Raw genomic sequence first — 16,407 nt, forward strand, 5'->3', positions numbered from 1 at the left:
GTGCTACTTTCACTTGTACTTGTGTCCGTACTACTTTCACTTGTTGTAGTATCCGTATTATTTCTGTCACTCGTGTCTGTATCTGTACTGCTTTCACTTGTTGTGGTGTCCGTACTGCTTTCACTTGTGTTGGTATCAGTACTGCTTTCACTTGTACTTGTGTCCGTGCTACTTTCACTTGTACTTGTGTCTGTACTACTTTCACTTGTACTTGTGTCCGTACTACTTTCACTTATTGTGGTGTCTGTGCTACTTTCACTTGTACTTGTGTCCGAATGATCAGGATCATCTATTGGAAAAATTTCATTGGGATCCCAACGATTAGTCGCTGCATTTAACGTAACATTTTTCCCGATAATTGTACCATCCATATTTTGATTAGCTGTCACATCTGCTTTTGGAGCAATGATCGTTCCTTGAAATGGTGCATTAACCGCTAAGTTAGTTAACGAATTTTCAAAATTCCAAGAAATATTCGCATCGGAAAAATCTTCTGTTTCATGGTTTGTTCGATCATTGTAGTGAATTTGTGATTGAATCGCAAAATCAGCGGGCGCATTCACTACATTTATCACGAGTACTTTATTTTCTGGATTTAAAATATTAAGCGGTGTATTCATTTCTAATACTGAAGCATCGACATTTATCGAAACAAAGTTTGATTCTCCCATTCCAGTCACATCGATCGTTCGATTGTTCATATCAGGAAAATCATTCGATGTATAAGTTTTTGCTGGATTAAGAGCCATCAAAGTGCCTGAAGCCGCCTCTAATTTAGCAAATTCTGCTTCAAAATCAATATAGACATTACCTGGGCGATCTTGATAAAGTTCTGAGGCAGATAAATGATCCACTCTTGAACCATTTACGACAGCACGATCATTTTCAATTCCTGTAGAAATAGAGGAACCGACAACAAATTTATTGATCCGATTATTATCTCCTGAAACAAAAGATGAACCAATCAATGAATCGGTCATTTGAACATAATTGATTTCTAATTGAAGATCTCCACTAATAACATCTGTCCCAAAATTATTTTTTGCATCTAACTCTTTTGTTGCAATATTTCCATCTGTATGTGCATTTACTGTCGTCTTTCCTTTTGAAAAGACATGAAATTGAGAAGCAATCCCTAGTATCCCATAATCTCCAGTTAAATCATCTTAAATACTACCAGGATCCTGAGGTGTGTAAGTTTCTGCTATTACAGGTGTAGAAGCAAATAGATTCAAAAACAATATACCAGTAGCAACTATTTTTCCCATTCTACTTTTTAACATTTTACATGTCCTTTCTTTACTCAAAACAAAATACAGTGGCGAGCGATAGGGCTCATTTTAATACGAATAAAAATCGGTGTCATTATAAAATAATAGAAAATGAGTGAAAATATTTTTCATAAAAAAATAAATTATAACAAATACCATTTAATAAAATAAGAATTTTACCGACATAAAGAGGATAAAAAAAGAGTGAAAATCCATGTTTTTCACTCAAATGGCTAACTAGATAACAATCATAATCATTTAAATATATTTATTAAAAAATAATAAGTTTATTCAAAAAAATAAATTAAATGTTTTTTTGCATATGGTCATAAGTATGATTGCTAATCTTTCTTTTCCCTACAACTTTAAACCCATGACGTTCGTATAGCTTCTTAGCTTTAGGATTTTTTTCATCCACACTCAGACCAATGATATTTCGGCCTTTTTTTTCTGCTAATTTTGGTAAAGCTGAAAGTAACTGAGAACCAATCCCTTGTCCTCTAAATTCTTTTGAGACTGAGATAGAATCTAAATACCATTCCTCTGGAAATGTTTCTTGATCAATAAACAACTGTTCTGTTTCCACAATTCCATGCTTTTTTAAAATCGCTTTTAAGGGTTGATCAATCATTGCTTCTTCTTCATCTGTATAGCCAAATGCTACCCCAGCTATTTTCCCATCAATTTCTTCCACTAATCCTCTCTTATAGCTGTAACGATAATCAGGATCGGTAATGGCCTCTTCTAAAATTTCAATTGTTTTTTCTTTTCCATATTTTTGTAAAAATGGTAATTCCATGTCATTTAAAATAACCACAATAAGAGGCGCAATTTCACCAGCATCCTCTTTTTTTGCAAAACGTATCATTTCTGTCTCTCCCTTTTAGCATTAAAAAATAAAGAAGTGTTATTTTAAATAATCTTCGATTTTTTGTGTAACAAAATAACCATGCGTAACAATCCGAGCTGCCTCTGATCTACAATAAGGACAAACAATTGGCATTTCTTTATCTGCATGTTCAACTACATTATTTACTTCTTCATAAGAAAATTTTTTCCCACAATTAGGACATATCATCTTTTCCATCTCAAACGCCTTCCTTTCTTTTTTACACATCTAGCTTACTCTTCTATTGAAAAAAAGAAAAACAATAACTATTGATCATCTAGGCATCAATCAGCAGGGTATGAGTTTCCTTGTCCTCTGATAGCTTAATTTCATAGTACAGTTTACCTTTTTTTGTTAACAGACTCCAACTTTTTGCCTTTACATTCTTTTGACCACACTGCTTTATTGCTTCTTTCATCGCTATTTGAGGAAGTTTTATCAGGCTTATTTGCCCAACGTTAAATGTTGGCTTGTTTTTATATTCTCTTTGTTTAAGTGAATGAATCGTTGTTTTACCTGTCGTCGGATTAATAGCAACTTCCTTATCAGCTCCTATAAACAAATATTCAAAAGTATTATTTGTGGGCGATTCTATGTGCTCTTGTGGGCTAAATTGGATCGTCTGGACTTCTGTTTGATTTGTTGCGTCTTTAAAGATTGTTCCAGCTTTTTTCAATGAAATTTGATATTCCTGTTCACTGATATCATCGTAACAAAATGTAGCATCCAGTAATCCCAAAATGGCAGTTAATCCCAATAATACAAGAATAGCTATTCCCAAAAAAATTTTTTTCATTTTTATCCATTCCCCCCTCTACTTTTTTTCAAGCATAACAAGATTTTTTTCGTTTAAAAATCGAATGAAAGAAAGAAAAGGTGACAATTTTGTTACTTATTCATGCAATTCTAAAGGTAACCCATCCGGATCAAAGAAAAACGTCATTTTTTTACCAGTGAAAGTGTCCACTCTGACAGGTTCCGTTTCAATCCCTTTTGAATGAAGTTCATCAATGACCGTTTCAATTTTTTCCACTTTAAACGCAAGATGTCTGAGTCCACATGCTTCAGGATAACTTGGACGCTTTGGTGAGTTTGCTATTCCAAAGATTTCTAGTTCTGCCTGCCCTAGCTTTAGATCTAATTTATAATCTCCTCGTTCTTTTCGATAATTTTCACGAATTACTTCAAATCCTAATTTATCAACATAAAATTCCCGAGATTTTTGATAATCTGAGACAATAATTGCTACATGGTGGACGATAGATAGATTCATGGGTGCGCTCCTTTTTTATATACTTATTTTTATAATAATAGTTTAACCTTTTATATAATAGCGCTATTTTTTATTTTTATATATAAAAAAATGGACAACATTCCATAACTATTGGATTGGTTCCCCATTTTTTTATTATTGCAATGTAAAGGTTTCTTATTTCAAGAAAACAAGTAAAAATATAGTAACATATACTATTTTAAATAGAAAGACTAAGAACATTTTGAAAATTAGTTCATCTGCAAATATTTTTTCATTTGCAGGTAGCACTCTTTCACAACAATCTTTTTAATAATTCCTTTGTTTCTGGTTTTTCGTTTTGTAAAAAATGTTCTAATTGTTGAAAATACAATAAAGCATATTGTTGCTCTTTCGTTAATGAATAATGATTGGCGGATAACTCTTCTATAATATTTGATACTTTCTGATTTTTTAAATCAATAGCAATTTGCTCCCATAAATCATCCGTTACCACTTTTTGATGTTTTTCTATCTTTTTATTTGCTTGTCTTTCTTTTCTCAAACTTTTTAAAAATCCATTTCTAATGACTCTAGGAATACTATCAAAAAAGCCTTCTGTAAAACCATAACGGCAATACTGTTGCCAAATAAAAAGACAAACTTTTACTTGGATAAACCGTTGACTCTGTGCATATTGTTCCATTTTTAATCGTTGTTCTTCATTTTGTTGTCGTTTTGTTGCTCGTAAAATTTGAATAAAAGTTTCAAAAAAAGCAAAAGATGGCTGTTCGCCACCTTCAATACCAATTGCTGACCAATCTTTACGTAAGTAAATATGGTAGTTGTTTAAAAACGTCTCGACATCTTTGATCAGTTCTTCTGAAAAATCTTCAAATAGTTCTTTTTTCCCACGAATCGTTTTTGTCTGTCCTTTTAATTTTTGTTCGATGCAATGAATCTCACTTATCAGAGCTTGATAGTCCGCCACATAGATAGGCATACTAGCTTCTCGAAATTCCACTACCCTTTTCGTTAGTTTTTCATCAGGAAAATAAGGGTCTTTTAACTTTCGATTTTGGTATAGCATGAAGCAATACTCTTGCCATAATTTTTCAGGAAAATCAATGTTTTGTTGCTTGAGCCAGAGCAACTCGTCTAATGCTAGATCAACTTTTGTCATTCCTTCATTGATTGATGTAGCTATTTTGGGACTGACATGCAAGTGCTCGGCAAAATGATTGATTCCTAAATGAAGTTTTTTCCCAGTGGTTGGTGATTGAACGATATATTGTACTTTTAACTCACGCCCGCAATCACAATATAATTTTTGTTGTCTGCGTTTCGTTCGAAAAAAAGGATTGATTTTAAAATCAGAAAAAAACCAATCAGTCGCAGCTAGATAATTTTCTTCGATGAATTGAGAATTGATTAAGTAGCGACGATGGCGATCGACTAATTGGCGTTGTTTTTTTGTTAGCTTTTCATAAATTTCCCAGCGCTGGCTACTTGTATATTGTTTAGAAATTTTAATAGGGTAGAGTTTATTGATTTCTTTAGGAAACCACTCTTCAAATACCCTTTGCCAATCATTCATCGTTCATCGTTCCTCTCCAAAAAGAATCGACTGGTAAGATTCTACCAGTCGATACAGTTGATCTCTTTTTCAACATTTTAAAATTAGTGAGTCGTGCCTGCATTACCTGAAATATCTTGTTCGTTTGTTACAGCCGCTTCTACTGCATAGGTTAAAGAAGCAGCAATATCATCCAATGACATAGATGGTGTGCCAACTGGGCGATCGATTACTTGATCTGGTGAAAATGGTACGTGGATGAACCCACCACGAATCGTAGGGAATTTTGTTTCAATCAAGTGAAGCAAGCGATACATAATGTCATTGCAGACAAATGTACCTGCTGTGTAAGAAATATAAGCTGGTAAGCCATGATCATGCACATTTTTTGTCATAGCTTTAATTGGTAATGAAGTGAAATAAGCTGCCGGTCCTTCTGGTTCTAATGCTGCATCAAAAGGTTGATTTCCTTCATTATCTTCAATTCTAGCTTCAGCTAAGTTGATGGCCACGCGTTCAAAAGAAACAGCTGAACGACCACCTGCTTGTCCAACACAGATGACGATTTCCGGTTGATGTTCTTCAATCGCTTCTTTAACAACTTGACTACTTTTAGCAAAAACTGTTGGGACTTCTACTTTAATAACTTGTGCACCTGCAATTTCATTAGGCATTTTTTTTACTGCTTCATAAGCTGGATTTACTTTATCTCCACCAAAAGGATCAAAGCCAGTTACTAGTACTTTCATCTTACATTCCTCCATTATTATCAAAAATGAATTAACTACTATTATAAAGTTATCTCTTACTTAAATAAAATCATATACACGATCTGGAATACAAGCATAAAAATTGCAATAAATAATTGATTCTTGATAACACCATACTTATCTTTCATTTCTAACATGGCTACAGGTACTACATTGAAATTCGCAGCCATTGGCGTTAATAACGTTCCACAAAAACCACATGTTAAGGCAACCATCCCTACTAATGCTGGGTTAGCACCATGACTAAATACAAATGGCGCACCAATACCGACAGTCATCACTGTAATAGCTGCGAAAGCATTTCCCATAATTACTGTGAAAATGACCATCCCTAATGCATAAATAATAATACCAATATTTACGTTACCTTCTGGCACGATTTGACCGACAGCATTAGAAATCACGTTTCCTACACCTGCACTAGTAAATACCGCTCCTAATGAAGCTAAAAGCATTGGTAACATACTTAAAGGACCAACTGTTCCTAACATGTCTGCTGCGTCATCAAGGAAAGTCGTTGGACGATTGTCTCGTGAAAAGACCATTAAGATAATCATCGCTGCAAATACACCAACACCCACTCCAACTAATGCACCTAACTTGGTAAACAATGCGAATAAAATAGCAAATACACCAATACTTAAAGCCGGAATGAAAATCTTCATGCCCAATTTATCAGACATTTTTTCCATATATTGTTTTGAAGGCAAGCGACTTTCACCTTTACTTACTTTTTTCGCAATAGCTGGAATTGTCATAGCAAAAATCAAAATACCACTAGCAATTGGTGGCATCCAACGCCCCCCAGCAATAACTATACCTAAAACCGTCCAAAAGAAGGCCGAGCCATAACGATGGGGATTCGTTTTATCATTGATATTTCTAATGCCAGTATAAATAAGGACTAACCCCATGATGATATATAATATTTCTAATAATTTATCTCCTAATAAAATTTCAGGATTTGTAAAAAAGCTCATGTTATTGCTCCTTTCCTGAGTAATATTTCTTGGCTATTTTCTTTTCTTTCAAATAGAAGTAAATACTTGAAACAATCAGCGCAATAAGTGCTACTGGAACTTCTACCAAAGCAAGTTGTCCTAACGTTACTTCATAGCCAAGATCTTTCAACGTTGATTGAACAAGTAACGCTCCTGCTCCACCTACGAATAAAACTTGTCCGAAGAACCAACAAATATTTTCCATTGCTGAAGACATACCTTTTAATTCTTCTTCATGTTGTGGATCAATTTCTAATCCTTTTGATTCGATCGTTCCTAAAGCCATTGGCATGATAATTGGTCGTACAAAGCCTGCTACTCCACCAAAACTAACATTGAAAGCAGCAAAAATCATACGAAAGACGCCATAGATGTCAATAATCATCCCAGCTGATACTTTCTTAAAGCGTTTGATAAGAGAAGCAGCTGATTCTTTTAACCCGTTACGTTCCAATGTTCCTGTTGCAAGCATAATGATAATAAAAATAGCCATTCCTCGATTATTCACAAAACTTGTTCCTAAAGTTTCAAGCATGCCAACAATGCCTAAACCGCCTGTTAAGGCAGTAACCACAAGCGCTACCATGACAATCAAAATAGAGTCTAATTTTAGTGCAAAACCGATAATTACGATCAATACACCTAAAAGACTAAGATAATTTTCCATTTGGTTTCCTCCCTAAAAATTACAAGATATTTTTTTATTATAAATCAAAATCCAATGAAAATATAGCTTAAATCCAATTTCTTCTTTCTATTTTTTTTAAATTCTGTTAATTTAAAATAAAAATAAAAAATTGAGTGTCTGTCAAATATATGTTTATTTTAAAAAAATCTTTCAGCTCTCTTATTTTTTGTCTCTTATTTTCTAAAAAAACGAATTATCAGCCATTATTGATTAAAAAAATGTGTTTATTTTTTTAGAAAAAGAGTGTTACAAACAAAAAAATAAATTTATTTCTGTTATTTTAATATAAGACGATTCTACTAATTTTTTGCATTTTTTTAGAATAAGTGGTAAATTTTTTCTATTCGCTAAATTTCTACGATGAAATTTCACTTTATATTTTAGTTTTATTTGTTAAAATAAATCATTCTATTTGTACAACTGTCAGAATAATTGTCCGTTTTTATTTTTCATCCAACGTAATTAAATATTTTTTCTAGAAATTTATCTTACGCCATTTAGATAGGAATCAGAACTGTTGATCCGGTTATCATAGTTTTTTCGCTTAACGATAAATCAACACTCCAAACGTTTCTTTCCGTTGTTTTATTGAAATAAAAATAATTCGTAGCCAGAGAGGTTTTTATTCTTGGTTTCCTTATCATGAGCATGACTGGGTTTGCATTTATATGACGTAAATAAAAAAAGAGCCAAACAAACTTTTCTACTATTGAATGTTTCAACTTCAACCAATAGTTTTTGTTTGGCTCTTTTTTATCCATTATTTATATTTAGCAACCGTCTTTTTAAATGCTTAAGATTCCAGTCGCAAATAAAATCAATGCCGTTAATCCTACAATTGTCACAGCATAGAGTAAAATTTTATCTAAATAAACATGTGGCACTGGTTTATTTTGTTCTTTCCTCGCCATTAAATAAAAGACAATACCTGGTAAGAATAAGACCAAAACTAGCATGACTTGATTAAATGCCACAACCAACATCGCCCATACTTGGAAGGCACTCGCCAAAAATCCGACAAAAAATTGAATCCATTCTTTTCTTTGATAAGAAAGTTTCATTTGATACAAGCCTAAAAACAGCCAAGTAAAGAAAATTGCTGCTGTCCCAAGTGTATAAGCAAAATTATACGCACTATCTGTGAATAATAAAGAAAGTAAAAAGATATTCGTACAAATTGTTGTTAAAACAATCGCAAATGTTGGCGCCCCATGTTTATTTACTTTTCCCCATCGTTTAGGTAACAAACCATCGTCTGCCATATTTCTCATGGTTTCAATCGGTAAGATCGTCCATGACAGCCAGACACCTACTAATGAGACAATCAAACCGCCATTGATTAGAACTGCCCCCCACTTACCAACCATCATTTCAAATACATATCCCATCGCTGGTTGTGTTTTGATTCCTTGTAATTCTGGCATCGTCATTGTTCCATTAGGCAACATAGAAACCAATACATAGATAATAATTAACCCAAAAATACCAAGTATGGTTGCCTTTCCGACATCGGATTTCTTCTTGGCCCGTGAACCAACAACAGAAGCCCCTTCAATACCGACAAACACCCATAGCATAACCATAATACAGCTTAATACCTGACTAGAAAACGGCACTGGCTGACCATTTGTGTTCAATATAATGTCGCTAGAAAAATTATTTATAAATTGTTGAAGTGAAAAAGTACTAATCGCAACAACAATAAATAGAAACAAAGGTACCAGCTTACAAATCGTCACAATGGCATTGACATAACTTGCGTTTTCAACACCACGATTGACTAGCCAAGCGTATCCCCATAAAAATAAAGTACTCATAATAATTGAGGCAACATTTTGTCCCCCATCAAAAACAGGAAAAAAGTACCCTAAAGCACTCATTAATAGCGTAGCAAATGCCACATTTCCTAACCAACAAGTGAGCCAATACCCCCAACCGCTGATAAATCCAGCAAACCGACCAAAGCCAGCTTCTGCATAGCTAAAAATCCCGCCTTTCAATTCTGGACGTTTTTTATTGATATTATTGATTGATAACGAGAGCATCAACATGGCCGTTCCGACAAGTATCCAACTAAAAATAGCTGGGCCGCCAGCCGATCCGGAGATGTCCGTCATAATACCAAATACGCCACCTCCAATCGCTGACCCAATAACCATGGCCGCTAGTGGAATCAACCCTATTCCTTTGCTCTGTTGCTCTGTATCCATTTAAGCATCCTCCAAAATAAACCGCTTTTACCAAAAGTATAACAAAACTTTTCTTGTTTTACTTTATTCATAAAAATTCTAATAGAAATATAATTGTACCTATTTTTTTCTAATTATACAAAAAATTTGCATATTCATTTAAATGGACTCTTTACCCAAAACGATCAAAAAAATGCTATACTAGTGTCTAAGGATTGGAGGAAAGGTGATGAACATTTTATATATATCAATTTCTGGAAATACCCGAGCTTTTGCCAAAAAAATTTCTGAATATGCAGAACAGCAACACAAAGAAAATTTACATTTACCAGAAGTGACATTAAAAGAAATTCACGAAAATAGTGACTTTGAAAAAGAAAGTGAACCTTTCTTCACTTTTGTACCCACTTATTTAGACGGAGGAAACGGACTAGATAACGGCGATACTGAAATTTTAACGGAAACCATGCGTGAGTATCTTGAATATGAAGACAATCATACTCTTTGTCTTGGCGTTGTAGGCAGTGGCAATAAAAATTTCAACCATCAATACTGCTTAACTGCAAAACAATATGCAAAACAATTTGGTTTTCCTTTTCTTGCTGACTATGAATTAAGAGGTACACCTGCAGATGTTGAGCGAGTGTATCAAAAATTAGTCGAAACAGCTAACCAATAATTTCTAAAAAATTCGATCAAAACATAGATCAGAGAGGAAACTTACCAACTAAGTTTCCTCTCTATTTTTTCTTTTTAGTTTTTAGAATCTTTCCATGAATTTCTTTAAAAATAGGTGACCTCAATGACGCTCAAAGAATTTGGTGACCTAGCCTCAAGGACTTATGTCTGAAAGCAATCGTCAAAGACTTCATTCGTTTTGTCAAGTCTATTAGCCGTTACTAGAAACATTGAAAAGCGAGCTATTGACGCATTTGAAGCCCATGCTCAAGAATAACGAGTTTCCTGACATCCATGAAAGACTTTAAAAAAACTAGCTTCCTATTTTAAAATCTCACATCTTTAGTTACAAATACATTTTTAACAAAATTACTAGTTACTGTTGAATTCATATTAACAGAACCCACTCCATTTAAACCTACACTTCCACCACCTGAAACACTTGTTGTAGCATGATTATATAAAGCTCCATTCAATGTATAATGAATACGGTTTGGATCAGGAAGCCCATACTGTAATGTTCCTGAAAATCCATATTTTGGATGATTAAATCCGGCATATACTATTTCTTTAATTGCTCTAAATCCACCACTTGCGGTTATTTTACAATAGAAGTAAGCTGTTCCTCCTTCAATACTGTGATTTATTTGGTGATCTTGCCAAGCAGCCCTTACTAAGACAAAACGCTCGTTATTTACTTGAAGTTTTAATCGTTCATTTCCATTAGAAATAGTTTGTTCAGCTTGTTCCTTTGAAATACCTAATTCATTGGAGATTGATTGAATCATTTCATCTCTTGACATTTCTATAGAAACAGTTATATTATCAGATTCCAAGCTAATTTCATTCGATAATTTTTCCGTTTTTTTCATCCCATTAGCATTGACATCGTTTGTTATCAAAACACTTAAAGATAGACAGCCCAAAAGAGACATACTCACTAAAATTGAAGAAACAATATTTTTTACTTTCATTTTAAACCTCCATTTATTAAGTTTTCCGAGTATACTCAAGCACATTGTAAACGTTAACTTAACAAAAAGAAAATAAAAAAGTATAATAGAAAAAAGAATAGTTAAAATTATTTTTAAGCTATTTTTACAATATTTTTAATATTAATTTTAAAACAAGGATCGAAAAAATATAAAAAAAAGAGAATTATTTATTGTGTTATTTTCAATGTTTTATTTATTATTATTAGGTGCTTGCAAGCAAAAGAGTAATCCTGTGGTTTCTTTAGAAAAAGTCGATAAAGTAGTTATTCTTGTTAAAGATGACGAAGGAAAAGAAAAAAATTGGAAAGCTACAGATCCCAATTTTTTAAAAACATTAATAGGAAACCTTAATGTTCTGTTTGATAAATCTGATAAAAATGCTCAACGTTATGATATGAAACTGACATCAAAGCAAAAAAGATTCAACTATCAAATAAAATTTTATAAAAATAATGATATTGTACAAGATATTCAGATTTCCCAAGTAAATAAGGTAACTATAGACAAAGAAAAATTCACGATTGGAAAAGAGAAAGAAAATGAACTAGATAGTTTGAAAAACCATTTATTACTTGTTGCTAAATAAAAAGGTGACCTCTGGGACACTCATCTATCAAAAATAAAATAAGCCTGCTTTTTCTTTTTTTACATATCATCAAAATCAGGCTTATTTTCCTATTCCAGACACTTTGTCTTCATGTATTTCTCCTGTTTTCTCCAATTGAGCCTTTACATACTCGAATACTGTTTACCATCAATTTTTCATCTTGCATGAATCGAACTGTTTCTCTTACAATTATTTTTCCCTCTTATTAATGGTAGAAAAGAGCCTGAGACAGCAGTTTGTCTCAGGCTCGAGTTTCCTCTATTCTTTATATGTTTTTACTTTCGTTCAATTTTTTGTCGCTTCAACAACCATAACCTTCGCTTTGGCTTTTGTCTCACCAGTTTTTTCTAAAACGAAATTTTTCACTTTTTCCATATTGGTAATTAAAACCATCATCGAAGTTTCTTTACCTGCAGCTTTGATCGCTTTTAAATCGACTTGAGCAACAAGTGTATCAGGTGTCACCAACTGACCTTCTGATACCTTTACCTCAAATGGTGCACCACCAAGATCAACTGTATTGATCCCCATATGCAGTAACACTTCTAAACCATTAGAGGTAGTGATGCCAATTGCATGTTTAGTAGGAAACACTGAACTGATCGTTCCACTTACTGGTGAATAGATCTGACCATTGATTGGTTCAACAAAGTAACCTTCTCCCATCATTTTTTGGGCAAATACGGGATCACTTGCCTTTTCAAGGGACTTAACTACCCCATCAGCTACAGCAGCTAATGAAATTTCACTTGTGCTGACTGCTCCTGTATTTTCCGTCATTGATGTCATTTCAGTTGCTGTTTCTTCAGCCAATTCTTCTTTAGCTAATTGTTCTTTAGGAATACCAAAGAAGAAAGTTGCTAGGAAACCACCTGCATAAGCAGTGAGTAACCCTAAGACATATCCTAACCATTTTCCATCTGAGATCAATGGGATCAAAGCAGCACCAGAAGGCCCGATCGCAATAGCACCTACATTTCCGATCATCCCAACAACAGCCCCACCAATACCACCACCGATACAAGCGGTAATAAACGGACGTCCTAATGGCAGTGTCACACCGTAGATCAATGGTTCACCGATTCCTAAGATTCCTACAGGTAATGCACCTTTGATCATTTCGGTCAATTCTTTATCTTTTTTACAACGAACCCACAATGCTAATGCTGCTCCAACTTGTCCGGCACCAGCCATCGCCAAAATAGGTAGTAACAACGTTTTTCCTGTTTCATCAATCATTTGGACATGGATCGGCGTTAAAATTTGGTGTAACCCAAACATCACCATCGGCAAGAAGAGTGTGCCTAATACAAATCCTGAGAAAGCACCACCAACACCTAACACCCAGTTGATTCCCCCAACCATACCATCAGAAATAAATCCAGCAAACGGCATAATGAAGAAAATTTCTATTAACCCAATTGCGATAAGTGATAACGTTGGTGTCACAATAATATCGATAGAATCTGGAATGATTTAATGCAGTTTTTTCTCTACAATTGATAATAACCAAACAGCAAAGATGACACCTAAAATTCCACCTTGACCAGCAGCAAGTGCTTCTCCAGTAAATAAATTTTTAAGTGGCGCTTCAGGGTTCATCCCTGTCAACATAACCACCGCACCAATTACCCCACCTAATGTAGGTGTCGCACCAAAAACTTGAGCAGCATTAATACCCGTATAGATCACCAAGTAACTGAACATGCCATTTTTCAAAATGTTCATAATGTCAATATATTGTTGCCAACTTGCTCCATCTAATGTCCCAGCTGTCACCAAGTTTGCTAATACAGCAGCAATCCCTGCAACAATACCGGTACCAACAAATGCTGGTATCATCGGAACAAAAATATTTGAAATATCTTTCAAAATGGATTTCATTTTAGATGGTTTTTGTTTGGATTTTTGAGCTGCTTTCATCGCCTGTGCACGCTCATTCACTAAGTCTTTCCCAGAAGAAGCAGAGTCCGTGCGCATAGTATTTCCAGAAGAAATTTTTTCTCCTAGTTTAACGCCAGCTTGAGCTACCATCGTTTGAGCCACTTTATTTACTTTTCCAGGTCCGATAATGACTTGAAGCTGTTCATCTTCAACCACACCTAATACGCCAGGTATCGCTTTCAATTTTGAAACGTCGACAAGAGCATCATTGATAATCTTCATTCGTACACGTGTCATGCAATGGACAATGCTTTCAACATTGTCCATCCCACCTACACTAGCATAAATTTGCGTTGCAAGTTCTTCTAAAGTTAATTCATTTTTAGCCATATGTCTTCCCCCTTATAAGGTTCCTTTTACAAATCCATTTGCTACTACTAATTTCTCTTTTGCCGTTTCCTTATCACTATCAGTTAAGATCATGACAATGGCCAATTTTACATTTTTATCAGCTTCATTAAAATATTTTTCAGCAGTTTGATAGTCAACATCTGTTGCTTGCATGATGATTCGTTTTGAGCGTTCAATAAGTTTTTCATTCGTTGGTTTCACGTCTACCATCAAATTGTTGAAGACTTTACCAATTCCAATCATACTAATCGTTGAAATCATGTTTAAAATTAATTTTTGAGCAGTACCAGATTTTAAACGAGTTGAACCAGTTAAAAACTCAGGTCCAGCATCTACTTCAATAGGAAAATCAGCGTGTTTACTGATCTCTGCATCCTTATTACAAGAGATCGTAGCTGTCGTTGCCCCAATTGTACGTGCATAATCAAGACCACCAATTACGTAAGGTGTCCGACCACTTGCCGCAATCCCTATGACCATATCTTTTTCAGTCAGCCCTAATTTTACTAAATCTTCTGTACCTAATTCCAGAGAATCTTCTGCACCTTCTACGGCAACTGTCATTGCTTCTTCGCCACCAGCAATTAACCCAATAACCATGTCTTGTTCTACACCAAATGTTGGAACACATTCAGCTGCATCTAACACACCTAGACGACCACTTGTTCCAGCACCCATATAAATCAAACGACCACCTTTTTGAAAGGAATCGATCGTACTTTTAATAACAGGCTCAATACTTTCAAGCTCTTTTGAAACTGCTTCAGCTACTTTTTGATCTTCTTGATTCATTAAATGGATGGCTTGGGTAAGGCTCATTTCATCTAAGCCAAATGTTTGTTGATTTCTTCTTTCAGTTGTTAAATTTTCTAAGTTAATTTGTTCCATTTTCTTTTCCTTCTTTTTCAATTATTTTAAAATTTACACCTGCTCGAATTTGTTCAAGTAGGGGCAAATCCTTTTGACTCACTTGTGCGACACGATTTACTTTTTCATTTGACGGTAAGTCTTTTTTGGTGATTTGAATTTCTCCCATGTAGCGAAGATATCGCTCATTGTCTAAGGTCACCGTCCCTTTTTTCCGTTCTTTGGTATTCCGTGGAGGCACTTGAGGAATTTTTCTAAAACGTGCATTCGCACTACGTATGACATCTCTTGCTTCATCTTGTCGATTCGTATGCGTACCTAAAACGTATTCATAAAATTGGGGATCAATTACTTTTGCATGTAATAAAATGGTCTGTTCTTTTCGGTACATAAAAAATTGTTGTTGTACTTTCTCTGAAAGCCCTCCATCACCAATATAAATAAGATCCGTTCCACAAGAAGACAAATCAAGTGCCGCCGCTAGTGGATGAACATTTCTGTGAATTTCTAATGTTGGTAAACCTTGATATAATGGTCCTCTTAAGTCTTCATCTCCAGCAACGAAGCCTTGAATCGTAAACCCCTGTTTTTTCAACCAAACATTTTTTTCTTTATACCAACTTCTATCAAGTCCGGTTTCAGGTCGTGGGTAATAGTTATGCCATGCTTCCAATTTAGAAAAATCTGCATTTTCTGCTTTAAGAGCCATAACATCTTGTTCAGTAATCGTGCTAGCATTTAAACTGATTTTCATCTGATGTGACCATTTCGCCATTTGTTTGATTGGAATATGGTAATCCATGCGTAACCCTGTGACCCCAATTTTTTTTAGTGGTTCCAAATCTTCAAGCGAAAAGCCCGCACGATTTAACGCATCTCCAGAAATATCAACCATTAATTCGAGTTGATTTTTTTTCGCACATTCCCCTAGCTCTCTTAATCGTTTTTTATAGGAAGAATGATCGTCTTCCGGAATATGCATTGAAGTGAACATACCGGTAAATCCATTTTTTGCCATCTTCTGAATATAAGTTTTCTTTGCCTCGGTTAATTCATCATTCATAAAGACTGAAAAACCAAACATCTTTCTCCCCCTTATGTATCCGTCTTCATTTCCATGTTCAGAGTATACCCTTTAAGAAATGAAATTTCAATAGTTTATTTAAAATATTTAAATTTTATTTCTTTAGATATTTTAGTTTCTAAGTAAACGAAATAACAGGACGCTTCCCATTTCCTCCCAAAAAACAGAAAAACATCCTTTTTACTATCTCCTTTCTGCATTTCAAAAAAAAGTATTTAGGACAAAAGTAAAAATCCCTTTTATCTTATGTTCAAAGGCTTTTTCAT

The 16,407-nt window shown here is 34.4% G+C and carries 15 protein-coding genes and 1 pseudogene; 2 read left to right on the forward strand and 14 right to left on the reverse strand.

The annotated features are described in order from the left end of the window. The 10 genes from EVI01_RS02940 to EVI01_RS02985 form a co-directional block, all read right to left on the reverse strand. A partial coding sequence (locus tag EVI01_RS02940; RefSeq protein WP_146811530.1) for a collagen-binding domain-containing protein occupies positions 1–1,142 on the reverse strand: 1,142 nt, incomplete at its 3' end. Positions 1,143–1,575: 433 nt separating this feature from the next. Next, positions 1,576–2,139, reverse strand: coding sequence for a GNAT family N-acetyltransferase (locus EVI01_RS02945; RefSeq protein WP_010751586.1), 564 nt, complete (start codon positions 2,137–2,139; stop codon positions 1,576–1,578). A 39-nt stretch (positions 2,140–2,178) separates the two neighbouring features. Beyond that, positions 2,179–2,358 (reverse strand): hypothetical protein, encoded by a 180-nt coding sequence (locus EVI01_RS02950; protein WP_010751587.1) that lies wholly within the window; start codon positions 2,356–2,358, stop codon positions 2,179–2,181. Between the two features lie 79 nt (positions 2,359–2,437). After that, positions 2,438–2,956 (reverse strand): hypothetical protein, encoded by a 519-nt coding sequence (locus tag EVI01_RS02955; protein ID WP_010751588.1) that lies wholly within the window; start codon positions 2,954–2,956, stop codon positions 2,438–2,440. Between the two features lie 96 nt (positions 2,957–3,052). Next, the gene (gene gloA2, locus EVI01_RS02960) at positions 3,053–3,433 is read right to left on the reverse strand and encodes an SMU1112c/YaeR family gloxylase I-like metalloprotein (RefSeq protein ID WP_010751589.1); all 381 of its coding nucleotides are present in this window, start codon (positions 3,431–3,433) and stop codon (positions 3,053–3,055) included. Positions 3,434–3,707: 274 nt separating this feature from the next. Further along, on the reverse strand, positions 3,708–4,988 hold the full coding sequence (locus EVI01_RS02965) for a hypothetical protein (RefSeq protein WP_010751590.1): 1,281 nt from the start codon (positions 4,986–4,988) through the stop codon (positions 3,708–3,710). Positions 4,989–5,071: 83 nt separating this feature from the next. Then, a complete protein-coding gene (gene pcp, locus EVI01_RS02970) occupies positions 5,072–5,716 on the reverse strand; it encodes a pyroglutamyl-peptidase I (RefSeq protein ID WP_010751591.1) in 645 nt (214 codons plus the stop codon). Between the two features lie 56 nt (positions 5,717–5,772). Continuing rightward, complete coding sequence (locus EVI01_RS02975) at positions 5,773–6,717, reverse strand: DUF979 domain-containing protein (protein ID WP_010751592.1); 945 nt, start codon at positions 6,715–6,717, stop codon at positions 5,773–5,775. Between the two features lies 1 nt (position 6,718). Then, positions 6,719–7,405: a DUF969 domain-containing protein gene (locus EVI01_RS02980; RefSeq protein ID WP_010751593.1), complete on the reverse strand. Its 687-nt coding sequence runs from the start codon at positions 7,403–7,405 to the stop codon at positions 6,719–6,721. Positions 7,406–8,211: 806 nt separating this feature from the next. Continuing rightward, positions 8,212–9,636 carry a basic amino acid/polyamine antiporter gene (locus tag EVI01_RS02985; protein ID WP_010751594.1) on the reverse strand — a complete coding sequence of 475 codons (1,425 nt, stop codon included), beginning with the start codon at positions 9,634–9,636 and terminating at the stop codon, positions 8,212–8,214. Between the two features lie 208 nt (positions 9,637–9,844). Here EVI01_RS02985 and nrdI point away from each other — a divergent pair, with 208 nt between their 5' ends. After that, complete coding sequence (gene nrdI, locus EVI01_RS02990; protein ID WP_010751595.1) at positions 9,845–10,294, forward strand: class Ib ribonucleoside-diphosphate reductase assembly flavoprotein NrdI; 450 nt, start codon at positions 9,845–9,847, stop codon at positions 10,292–10,294. Positions 10,295–10,619: 325 nt separating this feature from the next. Here nrdI and EVI01_RS02995 read toward each other — a convergent pair whose 3' ends face one another. Next, positions 10,620–11,267 carry a hypothetical protein gene (locus tag EVI01_RS02995; RefSeq protein ID WP_010751596.1) on the reverse strand — a complete coding sequence of 216 codons (648 nt, stop codon included), beginning with the start codon at positions 11,265–11,267 and terminating at the stop codon, positions 10,620–10,622. A gap of 193 nt (positions 11,268–11,460) precedes the next feature. Here EVI01_RS02995 and EVI01_RS03000 point away from each other — a divergent pair, with 193 nt between their 5' ends. Then, positions 11,461–11,874 (forward strand): hypothetical protein, encoded by a 414-nt coding sequence (locus tag EVI01_RS03000; protein WP_010751597.1) that lies wholly within the window; start codon positions 11,461–11,463, stop codon positions 11,872–11,874. A gap of 306 nt (positions 11,875–12,180) precedes the next feature. On the opposite strand, the pseudogene EVI01_RS03005 reads toward EVI01_RS03000, so the two are convergent. The 3 genes and pseudogenes from EVI01_RS03005 to EVI01_RS03015 form a co-directional block, all read right to left on the reverse strand. Further along, positions 12,181–14,169, reverse strand: a pseudogene (locus EVI01_RS03005) (glucose PTS transporter subunit IIA). Between the two features lie 12 nt (positions 14,170–14,181). Next, entirely contained in the window at positions 14,182–15,078 is an 897-nt protein-coding gene (murQ, locus tag EVI01_RS03010) for an N-acetylmuramic acid 6-phosphate etherase (RefSeq protein WP_010751600.1), read from the reverse strand. Continuing rightward, the gene (locus tag EVI01_RS03015; protein ID WP_010751601.1) at positions 15,065–16,141 is read right to left on the reverse strand and encodes a DUF871 domain-containing protein; all 1,077 of its coding nucleotides are present in this window, start codon (positions 16,139–16,141) and stop codon (positions 15,065–15,067) included. Before EVI01_RS03015 ends, murQ begins: the two co-directional genes overlap by 14 nt. Positions 16,142–16,407 lie beyond the last annotated feature (266 nt).

Source organism: Enterococcus villorum (genome assembly GCF_007990225.1).
Lineage (GTDB): Bacteria > Bacillota > Bacilli > Lactobacillales > Enterococcaceae > Enterococcus_B > Enterococcus_B villorum.

What these genes read in the sequence shown, in the direction of transcription:
- EVI01_RS02945 (WP_010751586.1), bottom strand. Translation starts at nt 2,139, where the DNA reads ATGATACGTTTTGCAAAAAAAGAGGATGCTGGTGAAATTGCGCCTCTT.
- EVI01_RS02950 (WP_010751587.1), bottom strand. Translation starts at nt 2,358, where the DNA reads ATGGAAAAGATGATATGTCCTAATTGTGGGAAAAAATTTTCTTATGAA.
- EVI01_RS02955 (WP_010751588.1), bottom strand. Translation starts at nt 2,956, where the DNA reads ATGAAAAAAATTTTTTTGGGAATAGCTATTCTTGTATTATTGGGATTA.
- gloA2 (WP_010751589.1), bottom strand. Translation starts at nt 3,433, where the DNA reads ATGAATCTATCTATCGTCCACCATGTAGCAATTATTGTCTCAGATTAT.
- EVI01_RS02965 (WP_010751590.1), bottom strand. Translation starts at nt 4,988, where the DNA reads ATGAATGATTGGCAAAGGGTATTTGAAGAGTGGTTTCCTAAAGAAATC.
- pcp (WP_010751591.1), bottom strand. Translation starts at nt 5,716, where the DNA reads ATGAAAGTACTAGTAACTGGCTTTGATCCTTTTGGTGGAGATAAAGTA.
- EVI01_RS02975 (WP_010751592.1), bottom strand. Translation starts at nt 6,717, where the DNA reads ATGAGCTTTTTTACAAATCCTGAAATTTTATTAGGAGATAAATTATTA.
- EVI01_RS02980 (WP_010751593.1), bottom strand. Translation starts at nt 7,405, where the DNA reads ATGGAAAATTATCTTAGTCTTTTAGGTGTATTGATCGTAATTATCGGT.
- EVI01_RS02985 (WP_010751594.1), bottom strand. Translation starts at nt 9,636, where the DNA reads ATGGATACAGAGCAACAGAGCAAAGGAATAGGGTTGATTCCACTAGCG.
- nrdI (WP_010751595.1), top strand. Translation starts at nt 9,845, where the DNA reads ATGAACATTTTATATATATCAATTTCTGGAAATACCCGAGCTTTTGCC.
- EVI01_RS02995 (WP_010751596.1), bottom strand. Translation starts at nt 11,267, where the DNA reads ATGAAAGTAAAAAATATTGTTTCTTCAATTTTAGTGAGTATGTCTCTT.
- murQ (WP_010751600.1), bottom strand. Translation starts at nt 15,078, where the DNA reads ATGGAACAAATTAACTTAGAAAATTTAACAACTGAAAGAAGAAATCAA.
- EVI01_RS03015 (WP_010751601.1), bottom strand. Translation starts at nt 16,141, where the DNA reads ATGTTTGGTTTTTCAGTCTTTATGAATGATGAATTAACCGAGGCAAAG.